This window comes from Ochrobactrum sp. Marseille-Q0166 (genome assembly GCF_014397025.1).
Taxonomy (GTDB): domain Bacteria; phylum Pseudomonadota; class Alphaproteobacteria; order Rhizobiales; family Rhizobiaceae; genus Brucella.
The window spans coordinates 229,645-254,416 of sequence record NZ_JACJUO010000003.1; the positions used below are offsets into that span (position 1 = coordinate 229,645).

Genomic DNA, 24,772 nt, shown 5'->3' on the forward strand with positions numbered 1-24,772 from the left:
GGCGCATTGCACGGCGGTCCTGTGCGATGCGCCACTGGTTCGGTAAATTTCCGGCTGTTATAAGGGTCAGAAATCAACCGATGCAGACAGCAGGAATGTTCTCGGTTTACCCAGACCGCCGCTCAGGCTGCTCCATCCCCAATAGGATTCATTGGTCACATTGAGCACACTTGCGCGCAATGTCAGAGGCTTGTCAGCCACTTTGGTCAGATAACGCAAACCGAGATCGAGCGTGGTGTAGGAAGGTACCGAAAGCGTATTAGTATTATTCACATAACGCTTGCCGACATGATTGATGTTACCGGTAACAGTCAGACCCTGAATAGACGCCACATCATATTCAAGCCCCATCTTGGCCATGAAGGACGGCGTACCTAGAGCCTTATTGCCCCTTTCAGCAATATTGGCAGTATCTCTCAGCTTGGCATCAATATAGGAAATACCACCGAGCATACGCAGGCCGGAAGCCAGCTCACCATAGACGGAGAGTTCCACACCACGGTTGCGCTGTTCACCATTGGCGCCGAACAGATTTGTTACCGGATCAACATACGCATTCGGCTTGCTGATCTGGAACATGCTGAGCGTGGTGGTTACCGTGCCAATATCCCATTTCACACCGGCTTCATATTGCTCGGTTTTATATGGTTTAAGCATAGTGCCAAAATTGTCTGCCCCCACAGGTGCAGCCTCCCCTTGGCTCAATCCCTGAATATAATTGGCATAAACAGAGATATTATCTGTTGCCTTATACAGCACACCAACAGCAGGCGTCACACGGCTTTCATCATAGTCCACGGCCATCATATGGCTTGGTAACAGATATTGCTGGTTTTCAACCCTCTGATATCGCGCACCTGCAGTCACCAGCAACCGCTCATCAAACAGGCTCATTGTATCGGAAAATGCGACACCGGTGAGCTTTTGTTCAATCCCGGCATATGGACCCATATTTGCAAAAGCGCTAACATCAGGAGCGGGACCAAAATCAATATTATAATAATTGGTCAGTGCCAAATTAGGCAGCGACAATGTGGTGAAAGTGTTTTTTGATGTAAAGCGTGTTGCTGACAGGTTCCATTCATGGTCGATACTGCCGGTCGCAAGCTCACCACGCAAGCCGATTTCACCGGAATATTGCGTACCATCAGACACCTGACGATTGCCTGAAATAGCCATAGTTCCATTATCATCCATAAGAACATTACGGGTGATCAGGGAATCGTAACCACCGCTGCGCCGCCCCCATGAAGCATAGGCAGTAATGGCATCCGTAATATCATATTCGCCCTTCAGCACCACGGTATCCGTGTCATTTTTATTGAATGACCACGGGGCTGCCAACGAGTGCTTGCCATTGAGCGGCCGAGGCAATCTCGTAACACCTGGGGCAATGGACAAACCGAAATAATTCACGCCATCCATATCTTCCCGCTGCTTGTAATAATCAACCGAGAAGCGCGCCCGCTCACCGCGCCAGTCCAGCGCCACAGAGCCGATTTTCATGCTGTGTTTTTCATTTTCAATGGCAGTATTGCCGTCACGCAGCACACCATTAAAACGGATACCCCATTCATTATTCGCGCCAAAGCGTCTGCCAAAATCAGCATGCACGCCCCACTGGCTGTCGGAAGCATAGGTGGTTGTAAGACGCGTAATAGGATCGTCCTGCGCACGTTTCGGCACAATATTCACACTGCCGCCGACACTGCCGCCCGGAGGCATGCCATTCAGAAATGCTGAAGGGCCTTTGAGCACTTCAATACGCTCGGCAAATTCTGTTGAGCCGCGCATATTCGGCGCCATGCCAATCAGCCCGTTATAGCTCACATCATCGGCAGCGCCCGCAAATCCGCGAATATAAAATGTTTCATATATATTGGATGTATTGGAAACATAAATTGACGGATCAGTTGCGCCAATCACTGAGCCAATATCCTTGGCCTGCCGGTTTTCCATATAGTCTCTGGTATAGGAAACTGTGCTGAACGGCGTGGAGAGCACATCCTTATTGCCCAGTAAACCAACGCGGCTGCCAGTGGCAACCTGCCCGCCAGCATAAGCCGGCGGAACATTCCCTTTACTACCGCCTGTATTAATCAGAATTGGGGCAAGTACTAACGAGCCATCAGCAGCAATACCGCCACCCGCATTAACATCACCGATTACAGCCTGACCGTTTTGAGTAACGCGTACCGGAATACCGGTGCCCGCCAGCATTATCTGTAAAGCCTGCGCGGAAGAGAGATTTCCCTTGACAGGCCTTGACCGGAGAGAGCGCGCAACATCCGGCGCAATCGTAACAGACAAACCTGACTGACCGGCAAAAACATCCAGCGCTGAGGACAAAGATTGCGCCGGAATATCAAAACTCTTTGTGCCCTGAGTCGTTTGGGCAAATGCGGTCATCGTATGGGGGCTGAGCACCACCAAACCGGCAAGCGCGCTGGACAACATAAGTTGGGAAAATGTGGCAACGCTCACAGATGAGACTGACCGGATATTCACAGGAAAAACCATAAACTTGACCTCGGCAGTAAATTATTATCATACCCCTAAAATAATTTACATGTTTAGTCAACAATACGGGATCAAGGCAAATCCACATTAAAAATATAATAATTACAGTTACTTAAATGGTAGACCCAAAATCATGAACTAAAAAATCAAGATTTAGGCAATCCAGCGGAAAACGCGCAAGCAATTATTGAAATAGCACCACTGAATTTTCTATAATATAGTTGATTTTTTAATTCATATTTTCTTAAAATTGCCTGCTTTTTGCCATATTGTATTACTTTTTTTAAACAAGCTTTCTTCATATATCAGACTAAAGTTTTATAGGAAGACAAAGAAAACCGGGCATCGAATAAGCCGGAAAATATAAAATATACGCCCATTGGCAGCTATTTTCTGCCGAACAATGACGACTACTCAGCAATTTTTGCCGACTTGATTCGCGGCTGGTGCGCAGCATCACAAGACAATAATCGATGCAGGTGTTTCTCATAATTAACCACCTCTCTACCACGCGAACTAAGTGAAATCTCTTTTCACTAAAATTCAACTGTTGACGATTCTATTTAACTTGATAAATTGACTCATGATTTAAATCTTCGTTTTCAGTAGAGCTTTCACCGCTCTGCTGATGCGATTCTGCTGGGTGAGAACCCGCAATTTCTATTCGCGTTTACATTAGGAAACGATGCCTTGTGCCTCTGGCGCAAGGCCTGCGGATTAAAGCGAAAACACTTCTTTGTCGCCTGAAAATCATGCTTTTCCAAGAGCATGTTATTGACCGGAGTATGTCCAATGGATGCAATTTCTATTCGAGATAACAGCTACTACCTGCAAAGGCAGGCGCTGCGGGAATCGAATGCCCGCAGCTATCCGCACCGTTTCCCGATCGCCGTTCAGTCCGCCAGCGGCTGTACCCTGACCGATAGTGACGGCAAAACCTATATCGATTGTCTGGCCGGTGCAGGCACGCTCGCTATCGGGCATAATCATCCTGAAGTACTGGACACATTACGCAATGTGCTGAATTCTGGACTGCCGCTGCACACACTTGATCTGGCAACATCAGTCAAAGACAATTTCATCACCGATCTTATGGATACGCTGCCTGTCGGTTTAAACGGTGAGGCAAAAATCCAGTTCTGCTCGCCCAGCGGTTCCGATGCCATTGAGGCCGCGATCAAACTGGCAAAAACCGTTACCGGCCGCAGTGATATTATCAGCTTCCGTGGAGCCTATCACGGAATGTCGCAAGGCTCGCTGTCGCTAATGGGCTCACTCACGCCCAAAGCTGCAATCGGCGCCTTGCTCCCCGGTTCGCATTTCTTTCCCTATCCCTATTCCTACCGCTGTCCGTTCGGTCGTGGCGGTGCGGAAACCACTCGGCTTGCGATTGAATATCTGGAACGCGCACTGCGTGATCCCGAAGGCGGCATCAACCGCCCCGCTGCTATTATTCTGGAGGTCATACAAGGCGAAGGCGGTGTAATTGAAGCGCCCGCAGAATGGTTGCAGGCCGTGCGCCGCCTCACTACGGAACTTGGCATCTTGCTGATCATTGACGAGGTACAGACCGGCGCGGGCAGAACCGGAACTTTCTATGCTTTTGAAAAATCAGGAATTATTCCCGATATCATCGCTCTGTCGAAAGCTATTGGCGGAGGCTTACCTCTTGCGGTGATCATCTATCATGAAAAATTTGATCTGTGGCAGCCTGGAGCCCATGCGGGCACCTTCCGCGGCAATCAGTTGGCTATGGCAGCCGGTTCCAAAACTCTGGAAATCATCGAGCGCGACCGCCTCGCCAGCCATGCAGCTATTATCGGCGCTGAACTCAAAGCCGCATTGCAGCATATTGCAACCCAAACGCCCTATATCGGTGATGTGCGCGGGCGTGGCCTTATGCTGGGGCTGGAAATTATTGATCCGCATGGTGCTGCTGACCAGCTCGGCCATCATCCGCACGGCCCCGAATTTGCATCGCTCGTGCAGCGTGAAGCTTTTTATCGCGGATTGATTGTTGAAACCGGCGGACGCCACGGAAGCGTGCTGCGCCTCTTGCCACCGCTTACAATGACACGGGAAGAAGCGACACGCGTAGCCACAATCTTCTCCGATATTTTCGCTTCACTGGAACGACAGGTCGCATGATGTTTGATACAAAACCCACCGATAGCCGTCGCTGCAGCGCCCACCGCTGCGACGGCAATTACCTCGATTACGTGTTTTCCTCCGACATTAAATCGAGCGTCTTTTACAAGAGCATCATGCATTATGCGATTGATCTGCTTCAAACCTGCAATAATGACGACAAAATCTATTCCGGCGCGACTATTGCCGATATTCGCAAGCTTTTGCAGGATATTGAAATGCTGCCGAAAAACGGCACCGGTGTGATCAAGGCACTCAGAGAGCTTGGCAGACCGTCAGTGGAACATGCGCTGAAAGTGAGTTCAGCCGCAGCGGTGGCGCATCTGCATTGCCCCGTGGCAATCCCTGCGCTTGCTGCTGAAACTCTGATCAGCGCCACCAATCAGTCGCTGGATTCATGGGATCAGGCACCTTTTGCAACTTTGCTTGAGGAACGTGTTATCCAATGGCTGCTTGAGCTGACCGGCGCATCACATCAGGCCAGCGGTTGCTTCAACAGCGGTGGCAGTCAATCCAATATGACGGCGCTTTATCTCGCCATCGAACAGATGCCGGAAATTGAACGCAAAAATTTCGTCATCTTTACCTCCGAAAATGCTCATTTCAGCATCCTCAAAGGTGCACGTATTCTCGGCCTTGCCGCCGATGCGGTTATTCCGGTGCCAATAGACGAAAACGGCCGTATGTCTGCCGCGCAACTGCATCCAGCCATTATCAAAAGCAGGCAGGATCATAAAGTGCCGCTTGCAATTGTTGCCACCGCAGGCACCACCGATCTGGGTGCGATTGATCCTCTGTCCGAAATTGCCGATATAGCGGAATTGCATAATCTCTGGCTTCATGTCGATGCAGCCTATGGCGGCGGACTGCTTTTCACCCCACACCGCGACCAGCTTAAAGGCATCGAACGCGCGCATTCTGTGACGATTGATTTCCATAAAATGCTATTTCAGCCAATCAGTTGCGGTGTTTTGTTAGTAAAGAATAAGACATTCTTTTCGCCACTCGCTTCAAAAGCTAATTATCTTAACCCTGAAGAGGAAGTCTTTGCCGATGCGCCCAATCTTGTGGAACGCTCCCTGCAAACCACAAGGCGCGGCGATGCGCTGAAAGTGGCCATAACCATGCGCTCCGTGGGGCGTGACGGGATCAGCGAAATGGTGTGCAAGACGCTGGAAAATGCCAAGGCTGCGGCAATAGCCATCAGAGCACGCGACCAGCTAGAACTGATACAAAATCCGCAGCTTTCCACTGTTATGTTCCGCTATGTGCCGCGTGACAGCAGCCAATGTGGCAACCGCATTGCGCTCAAAATACGCGAACAGCTTTTCAATGAAGGCACAGCCGCCATTGCTACCACGGTGTATCAGGGACGTGTCTGCTTCAAGCTCACAATGCTGAACCCGTATTCCGATGCGGATATAGTCAACCGCATCCTCAACCGCATAGTGGCAATGGCTGAAGAGCTGGAACAAGCCCCAGACCTTGTGCAGTCGCAGCAGGCTTCCGCCTGAATGCTCTGCCTCACAACAATCTCTGCACGGAGAAGATATCCATGGATATTTTTCAACCCGAAACCTCGGAATTTGCCTATTCCCGCTTTGATCCTCTGATCAGCAGAACTGTCAGTTTTCGTTTATTGGATAAGAACAAAGACACAGAACTGCTCTGGCGCTGGATGAATATGCCTCACGTCATCACCCAGTGGAAAATGAATGTACCGGTTGAGGAGATTGCGGCCTATATCGACAAGAACCTCGCCGATCCGCATCAGGACCCGTATATTGGTTTCATCGACGGCATAGCGATGAGCTATTGGGAAGCCTATTGGGCGAAAGATGATATTCTCGGACGTTATTATGATGCGCTGGAGAATGATCGTGGCTGGCATATGCTGGTGGGCGAAAAGGCCTATTTTGGCCGCGACACCGCCCGTGCTGTGATTACCGGTTTCACTCGTTTTCTGTTTCTGGAAAATCCTGCAACGGAAAAAATCGTTGGCGAGCCCAGCGTGCGTGCGCGCAGTCTGCTTCGCTATGCAGCAGATTGCGCCTTTGAAGAACAAGGCGAAATCGACCTGCCCGACAAACGCGCCAAGCTGATGTTCTGCCACCGCAAAAACTTTACCGCGAAATGTGGGCTATAAAAGATGACAGCCTCTAATCTCCTCGGCATCGGCCTCGGGCCGTTTAATCTCGGTCTGGCGGCACTGCTATCCTCCCATGACAGTCTCAGCAGCGTCTTTCTTGAGCGTAAACCGGAATTTCGCTGGCATGACGGCCTGCTCATGGAAGGCACCACATTGCAGGTACCTTTTCTGGCAGACCTCGTCACAATGACTGACCCGACCCATCCGCTCAGTTATCTTAATTATCTGCGCCGGCATCACCGGCTCTATAATTTCTATTTCTATGAGCGTTTTTTAATTCCGCGTCTGGAATATGATGACTATTGCCGCTGGGCATCGCAGCAGCTTGCCTTCTGCCGTTTTGGCGAGACGGTGGAGAATGTGTCTTATGACGACAGACAGAACCTGTTCAGAACCGAAACTGTGCGGACGGATGGCAGCAGCCGTTCCTATCTTGCGCATAATCTTGCGCTCGGCATCGGCACAGTGCCTTATTATCCGGCATGGGCGCAATCAAATTCCGGCCTGATACTGCACAGCTCGCAATTCAACCATTACCGCGAACAATTGCAAAAATGCAAAACCGTCACTGTCATCGGCTCAGGCCAGAGTGCGGCTGAATGTGTTCTGGCGCTTTATAGCGCTTTGACACCGAATATGATCAGCAATGGCGCTTCCATTCAGTGGATATCGCGCTCTGCCGGTTTTTTCCCGATGGAATATTCCAAACTCGGGCTGGAATATTTTTCGCCGGATTATATGCAGTATTTCCACACAGTGCCGCGCGAAAAACGCCGCGACATTACCCGAAAACAGGGTCTGCTTTATAAAGGCATCAGTATCTCCACCATCGCGGAAATCTTTGATCTACTTTATGAACGCTCTGTCGGCGGTGCCACAACCGGCCTGACACTGATCGCCAATTGCAATGTCAACAATGCTGAATACACCCCGCAAAACGGCGTGTTCCGTCTGTCTGTCAATAATCCGGAAAGCGGTGCCACAGGCATTTATGAAACCGATGCTGTCATTCTTGGCACCGGCTATCATCATGTCTGGCCCGAATGGTTCACCCGTTTGAAAGACACAGTGCTGGCAACGGATGAAGACGACAACATTCTTGTGGATGAAAATTTCTGCGCCAAACGCTGCGATGGCGGCACAGGAAAAATCTTCATCCAGAATGCCGAAACATTCCACCACGGTGTAGGTGCGCCGGATCTCGGCCTTGGTGCCTATCGTAATGCCACCATTATCAACCAGCTTTTAGGGCATATTCATTATCCGGTGCCGGTAAATTCATCATTTCAGCAATTCGGCCTTTGATAATGCAGTAATTTCAGAGCTCAAAAACAGCGCCGCATTTTTATGCGGCGCTGTTTTAATAATTATCAGGCGTTCAGCAAGGCTAACACATCCTGCGCATTGCGGCAGCGCATCAATTGTGCAGGCGACAGAGACACAGAGAAACTCTCACTCAACCGTGCCGCAATCAGTTTCAGATGCTGCGGGCGCAATCCCAGCCCGATAAAATCTGCAGTCGCACAAACCGGTTGAGCCACTGCCGGTTTCAGCACATCCAGATAAGTCTCGAGCACCTTGCGCTGTGCTGGCGATATTTCAGGCACAGCCGGTTTTGTCTTCTCTGCGGTTTTCACCGCTTCCAGAATTTTACGAGCAGTGCCACGGTCCGGCTTGCCATTACGCGAAAAAGGCAATTCATCAAGTTGCATAAAATGGGATGGCACATGAGATTGCGGCAGGCGTTCACGGGCAAAATCCCGCAAGTCGACTGACGATAATTGCGCCCCGCTCTCCACCACATAAACTGCGCCCAGCACTGCCTCGCCCTGTTTTTGATCACCTATATCAACCACCATAATCTGCCGAAGCTGCGGATGTGTGATCAGCTCATTCTCCACATCTGGCAGCGACACGCGCACACCGCGTATCTTCACATAGCCATTGACGCGGCTGTCAAAAACAATCACGCCGTCATGGCGGTAGCGCCCGCGATCTCCGGTTTTAAAGGCCCGCAACTCTGTGCCCTTTTCATCGAGAATCGTCACAAAATCCGTCTGGATAATTTCGCCGCTTTCCAGATAGCCCAACGCCACATTCACACCGGCCGTATGGATCCGCCCGGCAACACCGGCAGGGCAATGTTCGCCCTGTTCATCCAATACGAAATAGCTGTTTTCTGGCAGCGGAATACCATAAGGAATAATGCGTACATCCTCCGCTCTAATCTCATGCCAGATGCTCCAGATCGTCGTTTCCGTCGGCCCGCCAAGCGATACCAGCCGCGCTTGCGGCAGCAATTCACGTAACTCGGCAATAATTACCGGCTTGATATAATCCCCGCCCTGTGAAATCAGCCTCAGGCTTGTTAATTCATCCCCGCGCCTGCAAGCCAGCAGCATTTCCAAAATTGCCGGCACGGAACACCATAACGTTACCCGATGTTCGGCAATCAGCTGGTTCCAACGGATGGCATTCTTCTCCTCACCGGCTTCCGGTAACACCAGTGTGGCACCGACCGTCAATGCGCCCAGAACATCAAAGACCGACATATCATGATGCAGCGGCGTAACAGAAATAAACACATCGCGCTCTGTCGCCTGCCAGTTTTCCAGCGTACAGGTGATTACATTATTGGTGGAGCGGTTGGTCAGCACCACGCATTTCGGCTTGCCAGTGGTACCCGATGTATAAAGATAATAGGCAGGACTTTCACTGAGCGAAAGCGTGGCAGGGCTAAGAGGAGAACTTGCCACAGGCTCTGCCGTCATCAAAACCTCAAACGTGACCACGGGGTGCGCCGTGGTCACATCTTCTGTACCAACCACTAGATCAGGGCAACAATTTTGCAGAAGATAATCCAACCGCTCCTGTGGTGATGCGGCATCAATCGGTACCCAGATTATACCCGATAATGCACAGGCAAGGACGATGGCCGTGTGTTCGGGACTGCGCGGCAGGCAAACAGCAACCACACTGCCCTGCGCCAGTCCCCGCGCCTGCAGACTGCCCGTGATGCGGCGCACTATGCCGCCAAGCTCTGCATAGCTGATACGCTGTTGTCCATAAATCAGCGCAACCTTACTGTTATCGGCAGCAAAAATATGATCAGCAATACGCCGCAGAAAAGGTGCATCCTGCGCTGTCATTGGCATATTGTTGAAACAATAATGACTGAGATCAGTTATCGCCCGAATGCTCACTGCAAATTCACCGCTGGCGGCAATCTTATGCGCAGCTTTGCTCAGCGCCTGCAAAATATCCTGCACCATTGCCTGATCCAGCGCTTCACGCGCATAATCAATATCAAATACCAGATCACCGGCAGCATTGACTGAGAAGCGGATATCCATCGCCACCTGCGGCGTTTGCGTCTGTCCGCTATGCAAGTATGCCGAACTATCTTGCCCCAAAACGGGCCAAGATAAACCATTGGTAATCACGACCGGCAAAACCGGCAGACTTCCGGTATTTTCAAACAATAAACGTGCGATATCTACACCCGAAAATGCGGGATGGCTGAGCCCTTCTAGCACATCCTGCTGTAAAACTGCCGCACGGGTGGCAAAATCGCCCTCTTGTTTCTGCCAGTTTACAGCAATAAAACTCGAATTATTGGCAAGTGTGGCGGATATTTGCGGCGCCACAGGAATGCCGACACACAGACTGTTTTCCTCTGTGCGGCAGGACAAAACTTCAAGCACAAGCGCCGTCAGTACCGAGTTTTTAAACAGGCCTTTACGTGCACCGACACGACTCAAGGCGCTGAAAACTGCAGCCGGAATGACGATGCTTTCCCGCCCGTAGCGCGACTGCATGATCTGGTCAAGCGGCTTACTCCAAGGCAGGCGCAGCGGCGCTTCAACAGCTTGCAATTTGTCCTTCCAGTAATCGGCATCAGCCTTGAGCTGCACATCATCATAATGCGCGACCGCCGTTTCTTCATCCTGATCAACTCCGCTTCCGCCTTCAAATAATTCACGCATCAGTTGCGCAATTGACCGGCCATCAGCGATCATGGCATCAAACCGCGCGAAGAGAATGTAATCTTCAGCCTCGCTCTCAAGTTTCGGCAGACGGAACAGCTTAATCTTCCATGGAGCACGCTCCGCCCCCATAATCTCGTGGGCATAAGCTTCCCTTTGCTGCTCAATCAGACAGATCGCTTCCGCACGGCCCAGACCACGATAATCAATCTCCTCCCAGTTGACCTGCACATCAGCCCGTATAGATTGCATGAATACTTCTGGCTCAATCCACGTGCGCAGACAGGCATGGCGCTGTACCATCTCTTGCAGGCGGCATTTCAGAACTGCTGGATCGAAGATGCCGCGATATTCACGAAACTCCTGCATTGCCACGCCGCCAAGCGGTACACTTTCACCCCGCCCCGCCAGATAAGCACGCTGCAATACAGTCAAAGGCTGGTTCTTCTTTGTCGGAGCCACAATCTGCACCTCGTCCAGATAATCAGGCACATCGGCCGCCTTCTTCAGACAGACGATAAAATCATCAAACAAATCGCTTACCCATTGCGCAGGCAAAGCGTCCAGCCGAATATCCCAATTAACCAGAAGACCGCCTTGATAAGCGGCCATCTGCGCATCCAGCGCCACTTGTGAGCCTTGCGAAACTGCCCAATCCATCACTCCGAAGACCTTCCGCACCATATCGGAAAACAGTGCTCCACCGTCCAGATCAAGGGCTGCGGTAAACACCACCGGCGCCAGTTGCGGCCTGCCGTTATGGCGGGAAAGATCGCGCATCACATTGACACCGGAATAGGCGGAATGTTCCATCTGGCTGATCAGTTTGGCATGCAGCTGTCGGCATAAATCCGCAAGTGTGGGCGCGGCATCCAGATCGATCTCTGCAATGAGAATATTGGCAAATTCTCCGGCAATATTGCCGACATCCTCCACCAGCGGTAAGCGCCAGAACGTTGGCACATTCAGACGGAATTGCCGGTCACCGGTTTTGCGCCCCAAGGTCGTGGCGAACAGGCCAAGCATCATTGCTGCAGCGGTTATCCGATATCTGCGCGCCAGTTTTTGCAATGCCTTCCATTGTACAGCATCGATTTGCCGTGCAAGCCTGTGACTCTGCGGCTGCGCCATATCAGTGCGTAAGGGCAAAGTCGGTGCAGGTGGAATGTCCGTAAGCCTGGCACGCCACCATTTTTTATCACGCTCACGCGTCTTTTTCAGCGCACTATCCGAACGATACCGGTCGAGCCAGTCAAAATATGTTGCGGCCGGCTGACAGACAGTTTCCGGTGCCTGATAAAGTGCCGCCAGGTCATGCATCAGTAGACGGAAAGAAGACGGATCAATAGCAATCATATCCGTATCAGCATGAAAGCGAAACTGCCCGTCGTCCAACAAGGTCAGAGAGAATCGCACTGCCCGCCCCGAGCACAAATCAAGCTTCTGATGTGTCCAGACCTGCCGCTTTTGTTCCAAAAAATCTTGCTTTTCGGATAAGGGCTTGCCGCGCAGATCATCAATTTCAAGCACCGGAAGTTGCGGCGTGTCCGCGATTGTTTGCTGCCCGTCATCTGTTACGCGAAGTGCCATCATCGGATGCAGTTTTGCAAGCCGCTCAAGCGCCTGTTGCAGTCTGTCAGCATCAATGCCGCATCCGTTAAACTCGGTATAAAGATGGGAGGCGACACCACCGAGCGGCGTCTGCTTATCACGGCCGACAAAACAAGCGGCCTGCATGGAATTTAACTCTCTGAACATCGTACCGTCTGCTGGATGGGTCATGATAATCACACTCGCCTAAAAAACTTGATTGCTTTATTCAAGTTATGAATATATGATAAAAACATTCAAGTTTTAATTTGGCCTGTGTGCAGAACAAAACTGAATGGTATCGCCGGTACATAGCCTCTTCCAGCTGGAGATTTCCCAATACCGGACATGGGCAGGAGGTGCATATCAGCGAAACGAAAATCGCTTATCCGCAAATTCTCAAACCAAAGAACCCGATTGTTTAGCGAATAAATTGTGAGGGCGTTTCATTCCGATCTGAAATTTCTGCCCGATGCCGCAGCCGATCCCCTCTGCGCTGCAGGTATTTTCCCTTACATCCGTCACAGGAGTGTAATGAGCATGAAAGCAAGTCACCTCAGAACCGATGTGTCTGAAGAACAATCTGATGTTAATGGCGAAAGGTTTTTCTCGTTTACGTCCGGAAATAAAGAACTGCGCACCCGCGGTCTGCACCGCGAAATTAACACTCCTGCAGAAAACGGCAGCGATACCAATAGTGTTTTTCAACGCACTATAAAAGCTGCATTGAGAGAAGCGCAAAAAAACGGACAGGATAATCCGGTCATTGTCGGCGCTATTCCCTTCAACCCTGCAGAACCATCCTGTCTTTTCGTCCCGCAATCTTATGAATGGCACGATCTTGCACCTGCCGTTTCTTTCGCCGCCCCTGCTGTTTTAAAACCCGCCGCACAGAAAAGCCTCCCCGATGAAGCCGGTTTCAAACGTGCGGTGGAACAGGCAATTGCCAATTTCCGCCTCAGCGATGTACGCAAGGCCGTGCTTTCAGTGATGCGTGAGATCACGTTCGAACAGGATGTCGATACGCAGCAAATGCTCGCCAATCTGCGCGCGCAAAACCGCGAGGGCTATCAGTTCAGCTTGTTATTGGATGATGGCGCGGTGCTTGTCGGTGTCAGCCCTGAACTTATAATCCGTAAAAGCGGCAGCAATATCATTTCCAATCCGCTGGCAGGTTCGGCAAAACGCATGAGCGATCCGCTTGCCGATCAGCACAATGCACAGCAACTCAACCACTCTGAAAAAGACCTTTATGAACACCGGTTGGTGATTGAGGACATTGCCGCCCATTTGCAACCTGTTTGCGATAGGCTGGATGTGCCGCACCGGCCTTCGCTGATCAGCACAGCCGCGCTCTGGCATCTTTCAACGCGCATTCACGGCACCATTGCCGATCAGTCGCTGACGGCCTTGCAGCTTGCCTGTCTGCTGCATCCGACACCGGCGGTTTGCGGCTATCCGACCGAACGCGCCAGACGGCTGATCCATTTTATCGAACCTTTCGAGCGGCGCTTTTTCACCGGCATGGTTGGCTGGTCAGATGCGCAGGGCAACGGGGAATGGGTGGTGACCATCCGCTGCGGCAGCGTGCGGCGCAATATTGTGCAGCTTTTTGCCGGTGCAGGCATTGTTGAGGCCTCCGACCCCGCCTCGGAATGGAACGAGGTGCAAACCAAACTCGGCACGATGCTGCGCGCTTGTGGCCTGAATAATTAGAGCACAATGCACCCTATCGAGCGCGCAAACTCTCTCTGACGCTTTAAAAGCATAGCATAATTTCACCTTAGACTGGTAGAATAATGACAATTGAATTCACACGCTGGCCGCAGGAAAGAGCCGATCTCTATCGCCGCAAAGGTTACTGGATTGATCAGCCACTCACTCGAATTCTCCTGAACCAGAGCCTTACACGACCGGATGCCCCGGCCATTCTCTGCGGTGAGCGCTGCATCAGCTATGCCATGCTCGATCAGCTCTCCGGCAACCTGGCGACCCGCCTTCGACTTGCCGGTATCAGTCAAAGCGATACTGCCCTGGTACAACTGCCCAATATTGCGGAATTTTACATCGTATTTTTCGCATTGCTTAAAGCGGGCATTGTGCCGGTTAATGCGATTTACTCCCATCGCAGACTTGAGCTCACCGCCTATGCCCGCCAGATCAAGCCAAAACTGATCATAGCTACCAAACAGCATGAGCTGTTTAAGGATAACCGCTTTCTGGAGGAACTGGATGCGGAAGGTCTGCGCCCACAACTCACACTGCTTGCCGGTGATGACAGCGATGCGCATGAAGCCAACGAACTCGGTAACTGGCTGCAAGAACCGGATGGCAGCATCATTGCCCCGACGCTGGCACCGACACCGGCGGATGAAGTTGCCTTTTTCCAGCTTTCCGGCGGCAGTACCGGCACACCCAAACTCATCCCCCGCACCCATAATGATTATGATTACAGCGTACGTGCCAGTGCGGATATCTGCGAATTAACACCGCAGACGCGGTTTCTCTGCGCGCTGCCCGCAGCCCATAATTATGCCCTCAGCTCTCCCGGCGCACTTGGCGTCTTTCATGCCGGCGGCTGCGTTATTCTTGCGCCAAATCCTGAACCGCTTGGCTGTTTCACCCTGATTGAGCGTCACCGCATTGATATGGCTGCCCTTGTACCGCCAGCCGTAGCGCTTTGGTTGCAGGCTGCCCCCGAACATCAGGAAAAGCTGCATTCGCTCAGGCTGATTCAGGTGGGCGGCGCCAGTTTTGCCGAGGTTCTGGCACGCAAAGTTCCAGAAATTCTGCACTGCCGTTTGCAGCAGGTTTTCGGCATGGCGGAAGGTCTGGTGAATTATACCAGAGCGGGAGATGATGAAGAATTTGTCTTCACCACACAAGGCAGACCGATCAGTCCCGATGATGAAATCCGCATTACTGATGAAAACGGCAATGAGCTGCCTGATGGTGAGGCCGGTATGCTTGCCACACGCGGGCCCTATACATTTTGCGGCTATTATAACAGCCCTGAGCATAATGCCCGTATCTTCGACAAGGAAGGTTTCTATTATTCGGGTGATATTGTTGAACGCAATGCGCAGGGCTATCTGCGTGTTGTCGGCCGAGTGAAAGATCAGATCAATCGCGGCGGTGAGAAAGTCGCCTCGGAAGAAATCGAAAATCTGATCGTTCTGCATGATGATGTGACCCATGCTGCCCTTGTGGCGATGGATGATGAGCTGCTGGGCGAGAAGAGCTGCGCCTTTGTCGTCTCCCGCAACCCGCAACTGAAAGCACCTACCCTGCGCCGTCATCTCGCAGCACTGGGTATCGCCGAATATAAATTGCCGGATCGCATTCAGTTCATCGAACATATGCCACTCACACCTGTCGGCAAAATCGACAAGAAACATCTGCGTTCGCTTCTCGCACAAAATGCCAGCGCGCTCTGAGCGCTAAGCGGGAAAGCAGCTTAGCACTAAACTTAAATCTTCCCATTTCATTATCAGAAAGCCAGCTATGACAATTCCTAAAATTGCTGATTATGCAATTCCGCAGCCTGCGACCTATCCTGCCAATAAAACTGCATGGACCATCAATTCATCCCGCGCTGTTTTGCTGATCCATGATATGCAGCGCTATTTCCTGCGTTTCTATAATGCGGAAGGCACATTGATGCAGACTTTGGTGCACAATCTGGTGCGCCTGCGCCAATGGGCAAAAAGCCATAACATCCCCGTCATTTATACCGCCCAGCCCCATAATCAGTCCGCTGAAGACCGCGCTTTGCTGAACGATATGTGGGGGCCCGGTCTAACCGTGGCAGACCCGGAAGCGCAGCAGATTATTGATGAGTTGGCACCGGACAGCAGTGATCTGGTGCTGACCAAATGGCGTTACAGCGCTTTTCAGCGCTCCCCCCTGAAACAGCAAATGAAAGAATGGAACCGCGACCAGCTGATTATCGGCGGGGTCTATGCCCATATCGGCTGCATGATCACGGCGGTTGAAGCTTTTATGAGCGATATACAGCCATTTTTGGTGGGCGATGCGATAGCAGATTTTTCCGAGGATGAGCACCGGCTCGCGCTAAAATATGTTGCTACACGCTGCGGTTGCGTGTTCGGGACCGATAATCTGGTGCAGGAGCCTGCCACAGGCACCACCCGCAGCTGGCTGCAGCAGCGTGTACTGCAACTAGTTGAGGACGCCAGTGAGTTTGATGCCGATGAAAACCTGATTTTTTACGGGCTGGACTCGCTTAAAGTCATGAAATTTTCTGCAGAGCTGAAAGAGCGCGGGCTGGACATCAGCTTTGAGGAACTGGCACTTGACCCCACCCTGACAGCATGGTGGGCACTAATTGAAAAGCAGCAACAGGCAGCCTGAAAATGAGCCTTCTGGATATCAATAAATACGCCTCTTTTGCTGGTAAGCGTGTCATCATCACCGGTGCTGCACAAGGCATCGGGCGCTGTATTGCCGAGCAATTCATACGTCAGGGTGCCCGTGTCACCGGCATTGACTGCAAAGCTGCGGATCAGAGCAGCGGCTGCAGTTTCCAGTTGCTGCAAGCCGATATTGCCGATGCAGCAGCAGTGAGAAAACTCTGCGATCATTTGAAAGCGGAAGATAATACGCTGGATATATTGGTCAATGTTGCAGGCGTTTTGAAACCCGGCACCACGGAGAGCCTTTCCGCCGATGACTGGCAAACCTGCATTGACGTGAATGCCAGCGGCGCATTTTACATGCTGCATAACTGGGCGCCGGTCTTTCGCAAACAAAGACACGGGGCGATTGTCAATGTTGCCTCCAATGCCGCCCATGTGCCGCGCATCAATATGGCGGCCTATTGCGCCTCTAAAGCGGCAATGACCAGCCTCAGCCATTGCGTAGCACTGGAGCTTGCACCTTATGGTGTTCGCTGCAATGTGGTTTCCCCCGGATCAACCCGCACGCCCATGCTGGCAGACATGTTGCAGAACAACTCCGGTGAACAGCAGCTGATTGACGGCCTGCCGGCGCAGTTCAAACTTGGCATACCGCTCGGCAAAATTGCGGTACCGGATGACATTGCCAACGTTGTGCTGTTTCTGGCCTCTGATCTGGCAGGGCACGTGACCATGCAGGATATTGTTGTAGACGGAGGAGCAACTCTTGGCTGCTGAAGGACATTCCCCTGCTCGACCGGACATGCAACCGTTTAGACTTGCACCATGGCCGGAGCTGGCCGGAGATACCAGCCTGTTTATGTGCCGCTATCCCTGCAGTGATCTGCCCCTGAACCCGGATTTTCGTGATATGGAAGCGGTGACTTTGCCGGATACATTTAAGTCTTTTGCCCCGCGCCGCAAAGCAGAATTTATTGCAGGACAGCGCTGCGCTCGTGAAGCACTGCGTACAATAACCGGTATGGTTGCCGCCCCTCACCGCACGGCCAATCATGTGCCGGTGTGGCCGCTGGGCACGACAGGCTCCATATCCCATTGTAACGGCTATGCCCTCGCCATTGCTGCAGAAAATGTCCGCTATTGCGCTGTAGGCATTGATATTGAAACGCTCCAAACTAAAGACGAGGCAGAAAAAATTGCTGCTCTGGTTTTAACCCGGGATGAAATGCAACGCCTGCCACAGCAGTGCAAAGGCCTTGCCGTCACCACAGCCTTTTCAGCCAAAGAGAGTCTTTATAAAGCGCTCTACCCGCAGATAGGCCGTTTCTACGGATTTTATGCAGCAGAAATGACAGTGGACTTCAGCAAACGCGCAGGCCGGTTAAGGCTCACAAAAGATTGGTCGCAACACTGGCGACGTGGTCAGGAAATCGCTGTACACTTACATTTCATGCAAAATTTTGTGCTGACATGCGTAGCTCTGCCTGCTGGTTCTATATAACTTATTAAAATATTTAAAACATGTATAATCCGGTAGCGTGTTTTTATGACAGTCATTTTTGTGGGCTGTAATTCATTTCGCACAAAACTGGTATATAAGTTTATTCGAATATCAGGATGACGCAGCCCGTGTTACCGTCATTTGCCCGTTCTGAGAAACTAGAGAATATATGATGAGTGCCATAAAATCAGCCCGTGGCCGGCCACGGCGGGAAATCACGCGGACGCAAATTGCAGATGCCGGAATTGCTATGGGACTGCCAAAGATTTCTATCGTCGGTGTTGCAGCAGCACTTAGCCTCAGTCATATGACGCTTTACACGTATGTATCCTCTTTAGATGAGCTCAAGCAGTTAGTTGCGAGCGAAATTTTCCTACGCTGGCAGCTTCCTGCCCCACATGACGAGCCATTGGAAGAATACATGGAAACTTTCGGTGCTAGTATGTGGCACTTTGTGGAAAAACATCCGGGCATCGCACCGTATTTGCTACGTGAAGATTTGATTACACCGGATATGATTACAAAAATTCATAACCACCAAAAATTATTAGTGCAATCCTATAATCTTACAAATGAGCAAGCTCATTGGCTTTTTCAAACTGTCGCGCATGTGTGTGTTGCTGTTGCTGATACCCTTATTCCCAAAGAAGAAACAAGCCAAAACAGTGGCCATAGAGGAAACTGCGAAATTAAAAATAAATATATGCTTGGTGTCAAAGCTTTAATTATTGGTTCTTTATCTATGATATCTGAAAATTAATGCACTCTTATTCGGCATCAGCAGCTTTGAAACAAACGTAGCTTATTTCGGCTTATTATAGCTTGCTCAACAGAAGCGGGAATGGGACAAAAAGCGAGATGCAGACACCGACGACCAAAAGCTTCGATCATAGGGTGTCACTAGCACTGCCAAGCCGAGATTTTACCGCTTAAATGATCATTTCCTAAGCTACGGCGTCAAAAGGCAGGCAAATCCAATCTTCCAAAGCCCAAATGTCTCAGATAATTGGACGACACATCCTGCATTCTATAAATTCGGCATTTTACAGATTGTCATCCAATAAAGGTGTCAGTCGCCATCGGTTTGTCGCTATAAGCACTAAAACTAAAATATATGAATAGACCGCTTCACAGCAAGCGGACTATTTGCAAATACTTCATGCAACGAACCGCTGCTGAAACAACGGTTCATTACAAGATTCTTTTTGAGATCAGCCCAATTCGGCTTTGATCAGCGCAACCCAATAGCCAATACCAAAAAGCAATGCTTGGTCATTAAAATCAAAATGCGGTGTATGCACATGATGAAAATGTCCGTTTTCATCCACACCATTGCCCATCAGCATGAATGCGCCCGGCTTGTTCTGCAACATATAGGCGAAATCCTCCCCCGCTGTGATCGGCGGAAAATCGCTGTCCACATTTGCTTCACCCGTCACACAGACAGCCGCCTTTGCAGCAATGGCAGTCTCTTCAACACTATTAACAAGAGCCGGATAACCTCTCTTATAAAGCACAGAGGCACTGCATCCGTAAGCTGCTGCCAGATTTTGCCCCAGTTCAGACAAGCGGTTTTCCAAGATGTCCCGCACTGCCGGATCATATGACCGTGCCGTGCCATGAACTGTAATTTCAGAAGGAATAACATTACCGGAATCAGGATGACCGCCGGCAATATATCCGACACTGATCACCGCCGTTTCTCGCGCCGGTACACTGCGCCCGACAATGCTCTGCAGGCCGGTCAGAAAATGTCCGAGCGGCACGCTCGGATCAGTTGCACGGTGCGGTACGGCACCATGACCGCCGGTTCCTTTGAAAACCACCGTCCATGTATCAACATTGGCCAGCATCGGGCCAGAACGGATACCGAATTTACCCAAGGCCAGCCCTGGTTCATTGTGCAACCCGTAAACGGCATCACAAGGAAAGCGCTGAAACAGGCCGTCCTCGATCATGCACAGACCGCCGCCGCCCTTTTCCTCTGCCGGCTGGAAGATGAAATGAACCGTACCGGCAAAGTCGCGATGTTCCGATAAATAACGTGCGGCCCCCAGCAACATGGTTGTATGGCCGTCATGACCACAGGCATGCATTTTGCCTTCAATTGCCGAGGCATAGGGCACATTGGTTGCTTCAACAATATCCAGCGCATCCATATCCGCCCGCAAGGCTATTGCCCTTGAACCGGGTCTTGTACCTGTCAGCGTGCCGACCACGCCGGTACCGGCAATGCCTGTGGCCACATCAATACCCCATTTTTTCAGGGTGTCAGTCACCAGTGCAGCAGTACGGTGTTCTTCAAAAGCCGTTTCCGGATGTTTATGAATATCATGTCTGATAGCAATAAGTTCCGGCAGATAACTGCTGATCGTTTCTGACAAGCGATCATCCATTTCATCTGTCTCCATAAGTGTGATCAATCATCGAGGGAAACATGGCGCGTTTCCCGCATAAGAAACATGGCGATCACCGCCAACGCATTGGCAACAACAAGATACCAGGCCGGTGCCATCGGGCTGCCGGTCACACTGATCAGCCATGTCACCACAAACTGCGCGGTGCCGCCGAAAATCGTTACAGCAACCGCATAGGAAAATGACAAGCCGATACTGCGCACCCGTCGGGGGAAGGATTCAGGTATCATACCCAGCATTACACCGGCATTAAGCGAATGCAGTGTCACCAGCAAAGCCACCATCAGCAACAACGTGGTACCGGTTTGCTGATAAGTGATCAACATAAAGGCCGGATAGGCTGCCAGTACCAGCAGCACACGCGGAATAATCATCACAACTTTGCGGCCATACCGGTCTGACAACCAGCCGCCGACAACGCTCATTACCGCCATTGTCAGACCGGTTACCAAAGTAGCCAGCATTGAAACCCCGGCCGGCAGATGCAGCGTGGTCAAGGCATAAGTGGTCATATAGCTCGAAATATACATAGTAACGGCACCGCCAGCGATGGCAAGACCTGCCAGCACCACAGTGCGCCGGTGTTCTGTCAGCACATCGGCCAGCACGGCTTTGGTTGTGCTATGGGCCTGTTCATGCTGAATCGTTTCGGGCAAACGGTTGCGGATATACATACCGACCGGTGCAATCAGAATGCCGAGCAGAAACGGCAGACGCCAACCCCAGGATTCCAGACTTTCCGCCGGTAATGCCTCAATCAGTGCAAAACCGATAATACCGGCAATTAAAAACGCAATGCCCTGACTGGCCGACTGCCAGCTTGTATATAAACCACGGCGATGACTTGGTGCCCGCTCGAGAAGATAAGTGGTAGCCGGTCCCATTTCCCCTCCTGCGGAGAAACCCTGAATCAAACGCGCCACAACAACCAACATCGGTGCAGCAATGCCAATTGAATCATAAGGCGGAATAATCGCCAGCAGACCGGTGCCCGCCGCCATCAGCAGGATTGTCAGGGTCATGGCCGCTTTGCGGCCAGCCCTGTCCGCATAGGCGCCGATCACTATGCCGCCGAGCGGGCGGGTGAGGAAACCGACACCGAACACGGCCACAGACAACAACAAACCGCCGAAAGGTGTTTCCAGCGGAAAAAACTGCCGCGCAATAACCGCAGCAAAAATGCTGTAAATCGTAAAATCATAAAATTCCAGTGCATTGCCGAGCGTTACCGCCGCCACACTGGAGATATTGTTTTTAACTGCAGGTTTGCTCTCTTCGAGCCCTCCGGTTGCACCGGCAGAAATGGTACTCTCCAACGTTCCGTTCATTGGTATCGCCCCTTTATTTTTCCTTGTGTGACAAAATAAACAAAGACGCTTGTTTTGAAAAATGCATTAATCTAATTTAAATATTACATTTTATGTATTAATATGTGCATTTCGTTTGATTTTTGGGGGGATCAAAATGGCCGTGCCTTATTCTGTTAAACATCTGCAATATATCCTTGCCGTCAAACAGACAGGCTCACTGTCCAGAGCCTCGGAACTTATGTCCGTCTCGGTCTCCTCTGTTCGCGAAGCCATACGCCTGACAGAACAGCGCCTTGGCGTGATTTTGTTTTTCGGCACGCCATCCAAAGGTATGCAACTGACCGGCGAAGGCGAGCGTTTTACGGCGCTCGCTGAAGATTTTCTCAATTCCTATATGGGCTTTGAAAAAGCTGCTGCCGATATTCCGCTGGACTGGAATCGCGACATCACAATCGGCGTGCTCAAAAGTGTCGGCCCAATGATTATGCCGTCAATCTTGCGTAAGATCTCAGGCATAATTCCCAAGGCGCATTTTCAGATCATTGAAAGCAGTGCACGGGAATTATCAGAAGCAATCCGCACAGAAAAACTCGCTGCCGCCTTTACCTTTAATGATGACCTGCACCCCGCGCTTGAATTTGCGGAACTCAATCGCACGCCTTTGCATGCAGGTCTTTACCCCGGTCATCCACTGGCGGGAAGACACGAGATTGAACTGGTCGAGTTGCAGGAAGATCCCTATATCCTGCTCGATTTTGACGGAGCCCGCCGTTATTATAGCGGTTTATTTGAACGCCATAATGTCAAGCCCCGCGTGGCATATACGGTGGATACGCGTGAAATGGCCTATAGTCTCATCTCTACCAATCTGGGCTATTCGATTTTCAATCTCTGCCCTTTGTTAGATGACCAAACGCGCTATGATAATCTGATGGCGCGCGTACCGCTTGTTTCCGATTACTGGAACCCAAGTTTCGGCATGATCCATATGAGCGGCCGCTCCGGCCATCTGATCCGGATTCTCAAAGACATCTGCGCATCTTTTCAAACGGTTCCGATCACACCGCCTACGCCGTAGATCCCCCATACAAAAGTAAATAAAAACGGTTTCCAGAAGGAAGCCGTTTGTGTTTCTAGTCTGAACGAGCCTTATTCAACCGATGGTGTCAAATTGAGTTTGAACCATTTCATCGAAAGATAGCGACCAGTGCCATCCTTGACCGCGTCCGAAATCGCTTTGTTGAAAAGCTCTTTAATTTCCGGCTCATTCTTGCGCAGCACTACACCAACATCGGTACGGAACACACCGCCGCGCAGAGCCGTCCCCACCATTTTCATGGTGGCAAAATCCGGTTTTTCCATCGTTGTCACAAAATTCGTCTGGGCGGCAAAAATCGCATCCACACGACCGTTCAGCAGATCTATATCATGCACATTGGTGGTTCTATATTCAGAAATCTCAACCATATCGGCTAGATATTTTCCCAGAAAATTCGCACCTATTGTTGAGCCCTGCACGCCGATGGTTTTGCCTTTGAGCAATGGTTTCCATTTCTCCAGCAAGATTTTCTAGACTTTTCACGGTTTGCTTCCGCCTCCTTGAATAGACTATTTGTCCTTAGGGAGAAGATTTATGGCAGCGTTACATAGTGATGATTTCCGACGTTTAGCCGTTCGGATTGCGCTTACGAGTGGTCTTACTCGTCGGCAGGTAGCCACCGATTTGGGCGTTGGCCTTTCCACGCTATCGAAATGGATACAGCGTTGTCGCCCCTCGGATATGCCTCCAGCTAGCGATATTGACCTTGCGAAAGAAAATGAACGCTTGCGCAAAGAGAACCGCCTACTTTTGGAGGAGAGGGAGGTATTAAAGAAGGCCACCGTGTTCTTTGCGGACCCAAGCAAGTGAGGTTTGCTTTCCTGGAAGAACACCGCCATCAAATTTCAGTCCATGCTTTGTCAGATTATGGATGTTACATCACGCGGTTATCGTGCTTGGCGCAGACGACCATTAAGCAGGCGGCAAAGACACGACATGGTGATCCTCGCGCATATTCGAGAGCAATATCATCTTAGCCTTAAATCTTATGGTCGTCCCCGCATGACGCAAGAACTACAGGATATTGGTCTATCTTTTGGGCATCGAGCGTTGGGCGTTTGATGCGCCAAAACAACATTTATGCAATCAGAACCCGCAAGCATAAGGTGACAACTGGCAGCAACCATACTTTCAATATAGCCCCGAACTTGCTGGATCAGGATTTCTCAGCTGACAAGCCTAATCAGCAATGGGCAGGTGACATCAGCTACTTATGGACACGCGAAGGATGGTTATATCTGGCCGTCATAATTGATCTTCATTCACGGCGGGTTGTGGGTTGGGCTATCAGCAATCGTTTGAAACAAGATCTGGCATTACAGGCATTGAACAGAGCCTTTGCTTTGCGCAATCCAAAGCCCGGCTGCATTCATCATACAGACCGTGGCAGTCAATACTGTGCTCATGACTATCAAAAGTGGCTGAGGCAGCTCAAATTCCAAGCATCAATGAGCGGAAAGGAAACTGCTGGGATAATGCTATGTCTGAAACATTCTTCAAAACATTGAAGGCGGAGTTAGTTTGGCGACATTCATGGCAAACACGCCAGCAGTTGACCCATGCGCTTTTCAAATACATTAATGGATTTTACAACATACGCAGAAGGCACTCAACACTCGGAGGAATATCGCCCGCTCAATTCGAACAAATAACCGCCAAAACGAGATGATGAG

At 50.8% G+C, this 24,772-nt stretch carries 16 protein-coding genes and 1 pseudogene; 12 read left to right on the forward strand and 5 right to left on the reverse strand.

Features of this window, described 5'->3' with window-relative positions:
- Positions 1-66: 66 nt before the first annotated feature.
- On the reverse strand, positions 67-2,520 hold the full coding sequence (locus H5024_RS19585) for a TonB-dependent receptor (RefSeq protein WP_187548881.1): 2,454 nt from the start codon (positions 2,518-2,520) through the stop codon (positions 67-69).
- Between the two features lie 792 nt (positions 2,521-3,312).
- On the opposite strand from H5024_RS19585, the gene H5024_RS19590 reads away from it, so the two are divergent.
- From H5024_RS19590 to H5024_RS19605, 4 genes are read left to right on the forward strand one after another with little or no spacing between them, the layout of a single operon-like run.
- Positions 3,313-4,668 (forward strand): diaminobutyrate--2-oxoglutarate transaminase, encoded by a 1,356-nt coding sequence (locus H5024_RS19590; protein ID WP_187548882.1) that lies wholly within the window; start codon positions 3,313-3,315, stop codon positions 4,666-4,668.
- A complete protein-coding gene (locus tag H5024_RS19595; protein WP_247875400.1) occupies positions 4,665-6,182 on the forward strand; it encodes an aspartate aminotransferase family protein in 1,518 nt (505 codons plus the stop codon). The genes H5024_RS19590 and H5024_RS19595 overlap by 4 nt, the downstream gene beginning before the upstream one ends.
- Positions 6,183-6,223: 41 nt before the next feature.
- Complete coding sequence (locus H5024_RS19600; protein WP_187548883.1) at positions 6,224-6,814, forward strand: GNAT family N-acetyltransferase; 591 nt, start codon at positions 6,224-6,226, stop codon at positions 6,812-6,814.
- A 3-nt stretch (positions 6,815-6,817) separates the two neighbouring features.
- Positions 6,818-8,122 (forward strand): SidA/IucD/PvdA family monooxygenase, encoded by a 1,305-nt coding sequence (locus tag H5024_RS19605; protein WP_187548884.1) that lies wholly within the window; start codon positions 6,818-6,820, stop codon positions 8,120-8,122.
- A 65-nt stretch (positions 8,123-8,187) separates the two neighbouring features.
- On the opposite strand, the gene H5024_RS19610 is transcribed toward H5024_RS19605, so the two are convergent.
- Positions 8,188-12,585, reverse strand: coding sequence for an amino acid adenylation domain-containing protein (locus H5024_RS19610; protein ID WP_247875401.1), 4,398 nt, complete (start codon positions 12,583-12,585; stop codon positions 8,188-8,190).
- Positions 12,586-12,933: 348 nt separating this feature from the next.
- On the opposite strand from H5024_RS19610, the gene H5024_RS19615 reads away from it, so the two are divergent.
- The 6 genes from H5024_RS19615 (at position 12,934) to H5024_RS19640 (ending at position 19,033) form a co-directional block, all read left to right on the forward strand.
- Positions 12,934-14,109, forward strand: coding sequence for an isochorismate synthase (locus H5024_RS19615; protein WP_187548885.1), 1,176 nt, complete (start codon positions 12,934-12,936; stop codon positions 14,107-14,109).
- An 83-nt stretch (positions 14,110-14,192) separates the two neighbouring features.
- Positions 14,193-15,830, forward strand: coding sequence for a (2,3-dihydroxybenzoyl)adenylate synthase (locus H5024_RS19620; RefSeq protein ID WP_187548886.1), 1,638 nt, complete (start codon positions 14,193-14,195; stop codon positions 15,828-15,830).
- Positions 15,831-15,897: 67 nt separating this feature from the next.
- Entirely contained in the window at positions 15,898-16,767 is an 870-nt protein-coding gene (locus tag H5024_RS19625; RefSeq protein WP_187548887.1) for an isochorismatase, read from the forward strand.
- A 2-nt stretch (positions 16,768-16,769) separates the two neighbouring features.
- Positions 16,770-17,549 carry a 2,3-dihydro-2,3-dihydroxybenzoate dehydrogenase gene (gene dhbA / locus H5024_RS19630; protein ID WP_187548888.1) on the forward strand — a complete coding sequence of 260 codons (780 nt, stop codon included), beginning with the start codon at positions 16,770-16,772 and terminating at the stop codon, positions 17,547-17,549.
- Positions 17,539-18,273 (forward strand): 4'-phosphopantetheinyl transferase superfamily protein, encoded by a 735-nt coding sequence (locus tag H5024_RS19635; RefSeq protein ID WP_187548889.1) that lies wholly within the window; start codon positions 17,539-17,541, stop codon positions 18,271-18,273. Before dhbA ends, H5024_RS19635 begins: the two co-directional genes overlap by 11 nt.
- Before the next feature lie 169 nt (positions 18,274-18,442).
- Positions 18,443-19,033 (forward strand): TetR/AcrR family transcriptional regulator, encoded by a 591-nt coding sequence (locus H5024_RS19640; protein WP_187548890.1) that lies wholly within the window; start codon positions 18,443-18,445, stop codon positions 19,031-19,033.
- Positions 19,034-19,484: 451 nt separating this feature from the next.
- Here the strand turns inward: H5024_RS19640 and H5024_RS19645 are convergent, their stop codons facing one another.
- The gene (locus H5024_RS19645) at positions 19,485-20,669 is read right to left on the reverse strand and encodes a M20 aminoacylase family protein (protein WP_187548891.1); all 1,185 of its coding nucleotides are present in this window, start codon (positions 20,667-20,669) and stop codon (positions 19,485-19,487) included.
- Positions 20,670-20,692: 23 nt separating this feature from the next.
- Complete coding sequence (locus tag H5024_RS19650) at positions 20,693-22,018, reverse strand: MFS transporter (protein ID WP_187548892.1); 1,326 nt, start codon at positions 22,016-22,018, stop codon at positions 20,693-20,695.
- Between the two features lie 136 nt (positions 22,019-22,154).
- Between H5024_RS19650 and H5024_RS19655 the strand changes: the two genes are divergently transcribed.
- Positions 22,155-23,078, forward strand: coding sequence for a LysR family transcriptional regulator (locus tag H5024_RS19655; RefSeq protein WP_187548893.1), 924 nt, complete (start codon positions 22,155-22,157; stop codon positions 23,076-23,078).
- Between the two features lie 71 nt (positions 23,079-23,149).
- Here H5024_RS19655 and H5024_RS19660 read toward each other — a convergent pair whose 3' ends face one another.
- On the reverse strand, positions 23,150-23,542 hold the full coding sequence (locus tag H5024_RS19660) for a transporter substrate-binding domain-containing protein (protein ID WP_187548894.1): 393 nt from the start codon (positions 23,540-23,542) through the stop codon (positions 23,150-23,152).
- Between the two features lie 91 nt (positions 23,543-23,633).
- Here H5024_RS19660 and H5024_RS19665 point away from each other — a divergent pair.
- Positions 23,634-24,768, forward strand: a pseudogene (locus H5024_RS19665) (IS3 family transposase).
- Positions 24,769-24,772 lie beyond the last annotated feature (4 nt).

Excerpts from the sequence above, each read along its gene's own strand:
- H5024_RS19585 (WP_187548881.1), bottom strand. The coding sequence starts at position 2,520 with ATGGTTTTTCCTGTGAATATCCGGTCAGTCTCATCTGTGAGCGTTGCC.
- H5024_RS19590 (WP_187548882.1), top strand. The coding sequence starts at position 3,313 with ATGGATGCAATTTCTATTCGAGATAACAGCTACTACCTGCAAAGGCAG.
- H5024_RS19595 (WP_247875400.1), top strand. The coding sequence starts at position 4,665 with ATGATGTTTGATACAAAACCCACCGATAGCCGTCGCTGCAGCGCCCAC.
- H5024_RS19600 (WP_187548883.1), top strand. The coding sequence starts at position 6,224 with ATGGATATTTTTCAACCCGAAACCTCGGAATTTGCCTATTCCCGCTTT.
- H5024_RS19605 (WP_187548884.1), top strand. The coding sequence starts at position 6,818 with ATGACAGCCTCTAATCTCCTCGGCATCGGCCTCGGGCCGTTTAATCTC.
- H5024_RS19610 (WP_247875401.1), bottom strand. The coding sequence starts at position 12,585 with ATGACCCATCCAGCAGACGGTACGATGTTCAGAGAGTTAAATTCCATG.
- H5024_RS19615 (WP_187548885.1), top strand. The coding sequence starts at position 12,934 with ATGAAAGCAAGTCACCTCAGAACCGATGTGTCTGAAGAACAATCTGAT.
- H5024_RS19620 (WP_187548886.1), top strand. The coding sequence starts at position 14,193 with ATGACAATTGAATTCACACGCTGGCCGCAGGAAAGAGCCGATCTCTAT.
- H5024_RS19625 (WP_187548887.1), top strand. The coding sequence starts at position 15,898 with ATGACAATTCCTAAAATTGCTGATTATGCAATTCCGCAGCCTGCGACC.
- dhbA (WP_187548888.1), top strand. The coding sequence starts at position 16,770 with ATGAGCCTTCTGGATATCAATAAATACGCCTCTTTTGCTGGTAAGCGT.
- H5024_RS19640 (WP_187548890.1), top strand. The coding sequence starts at position 18,443 with ATGATGAGTGCCATAAAATCAGCCCGTGGCCGGCCACGGCGGGAAATC.
- H5024_RS19645 (WP_187548891.1), bottom strand. The coding sequence starts at position 20,669 with ATGGATGATCGCTTGTCAGAAACGATCAGCAGTTATCTGCCGGAACTT.
- H5024_RS19650 (WP_187548892.1), bottom strand. The coding sequence starts at position 22,018 with ATGAACGGAACGTTGGAGAGTACCATTTCTGCCGGTGCAACCGGAGGG.
- H5024_RS19655 (WP_187548893.1), top strand. The coding sequence starts at position 22,155 with ATGGCCGTGCCTTATTCTGTTAAACATCTGCAATATATCCTTGCCGTC.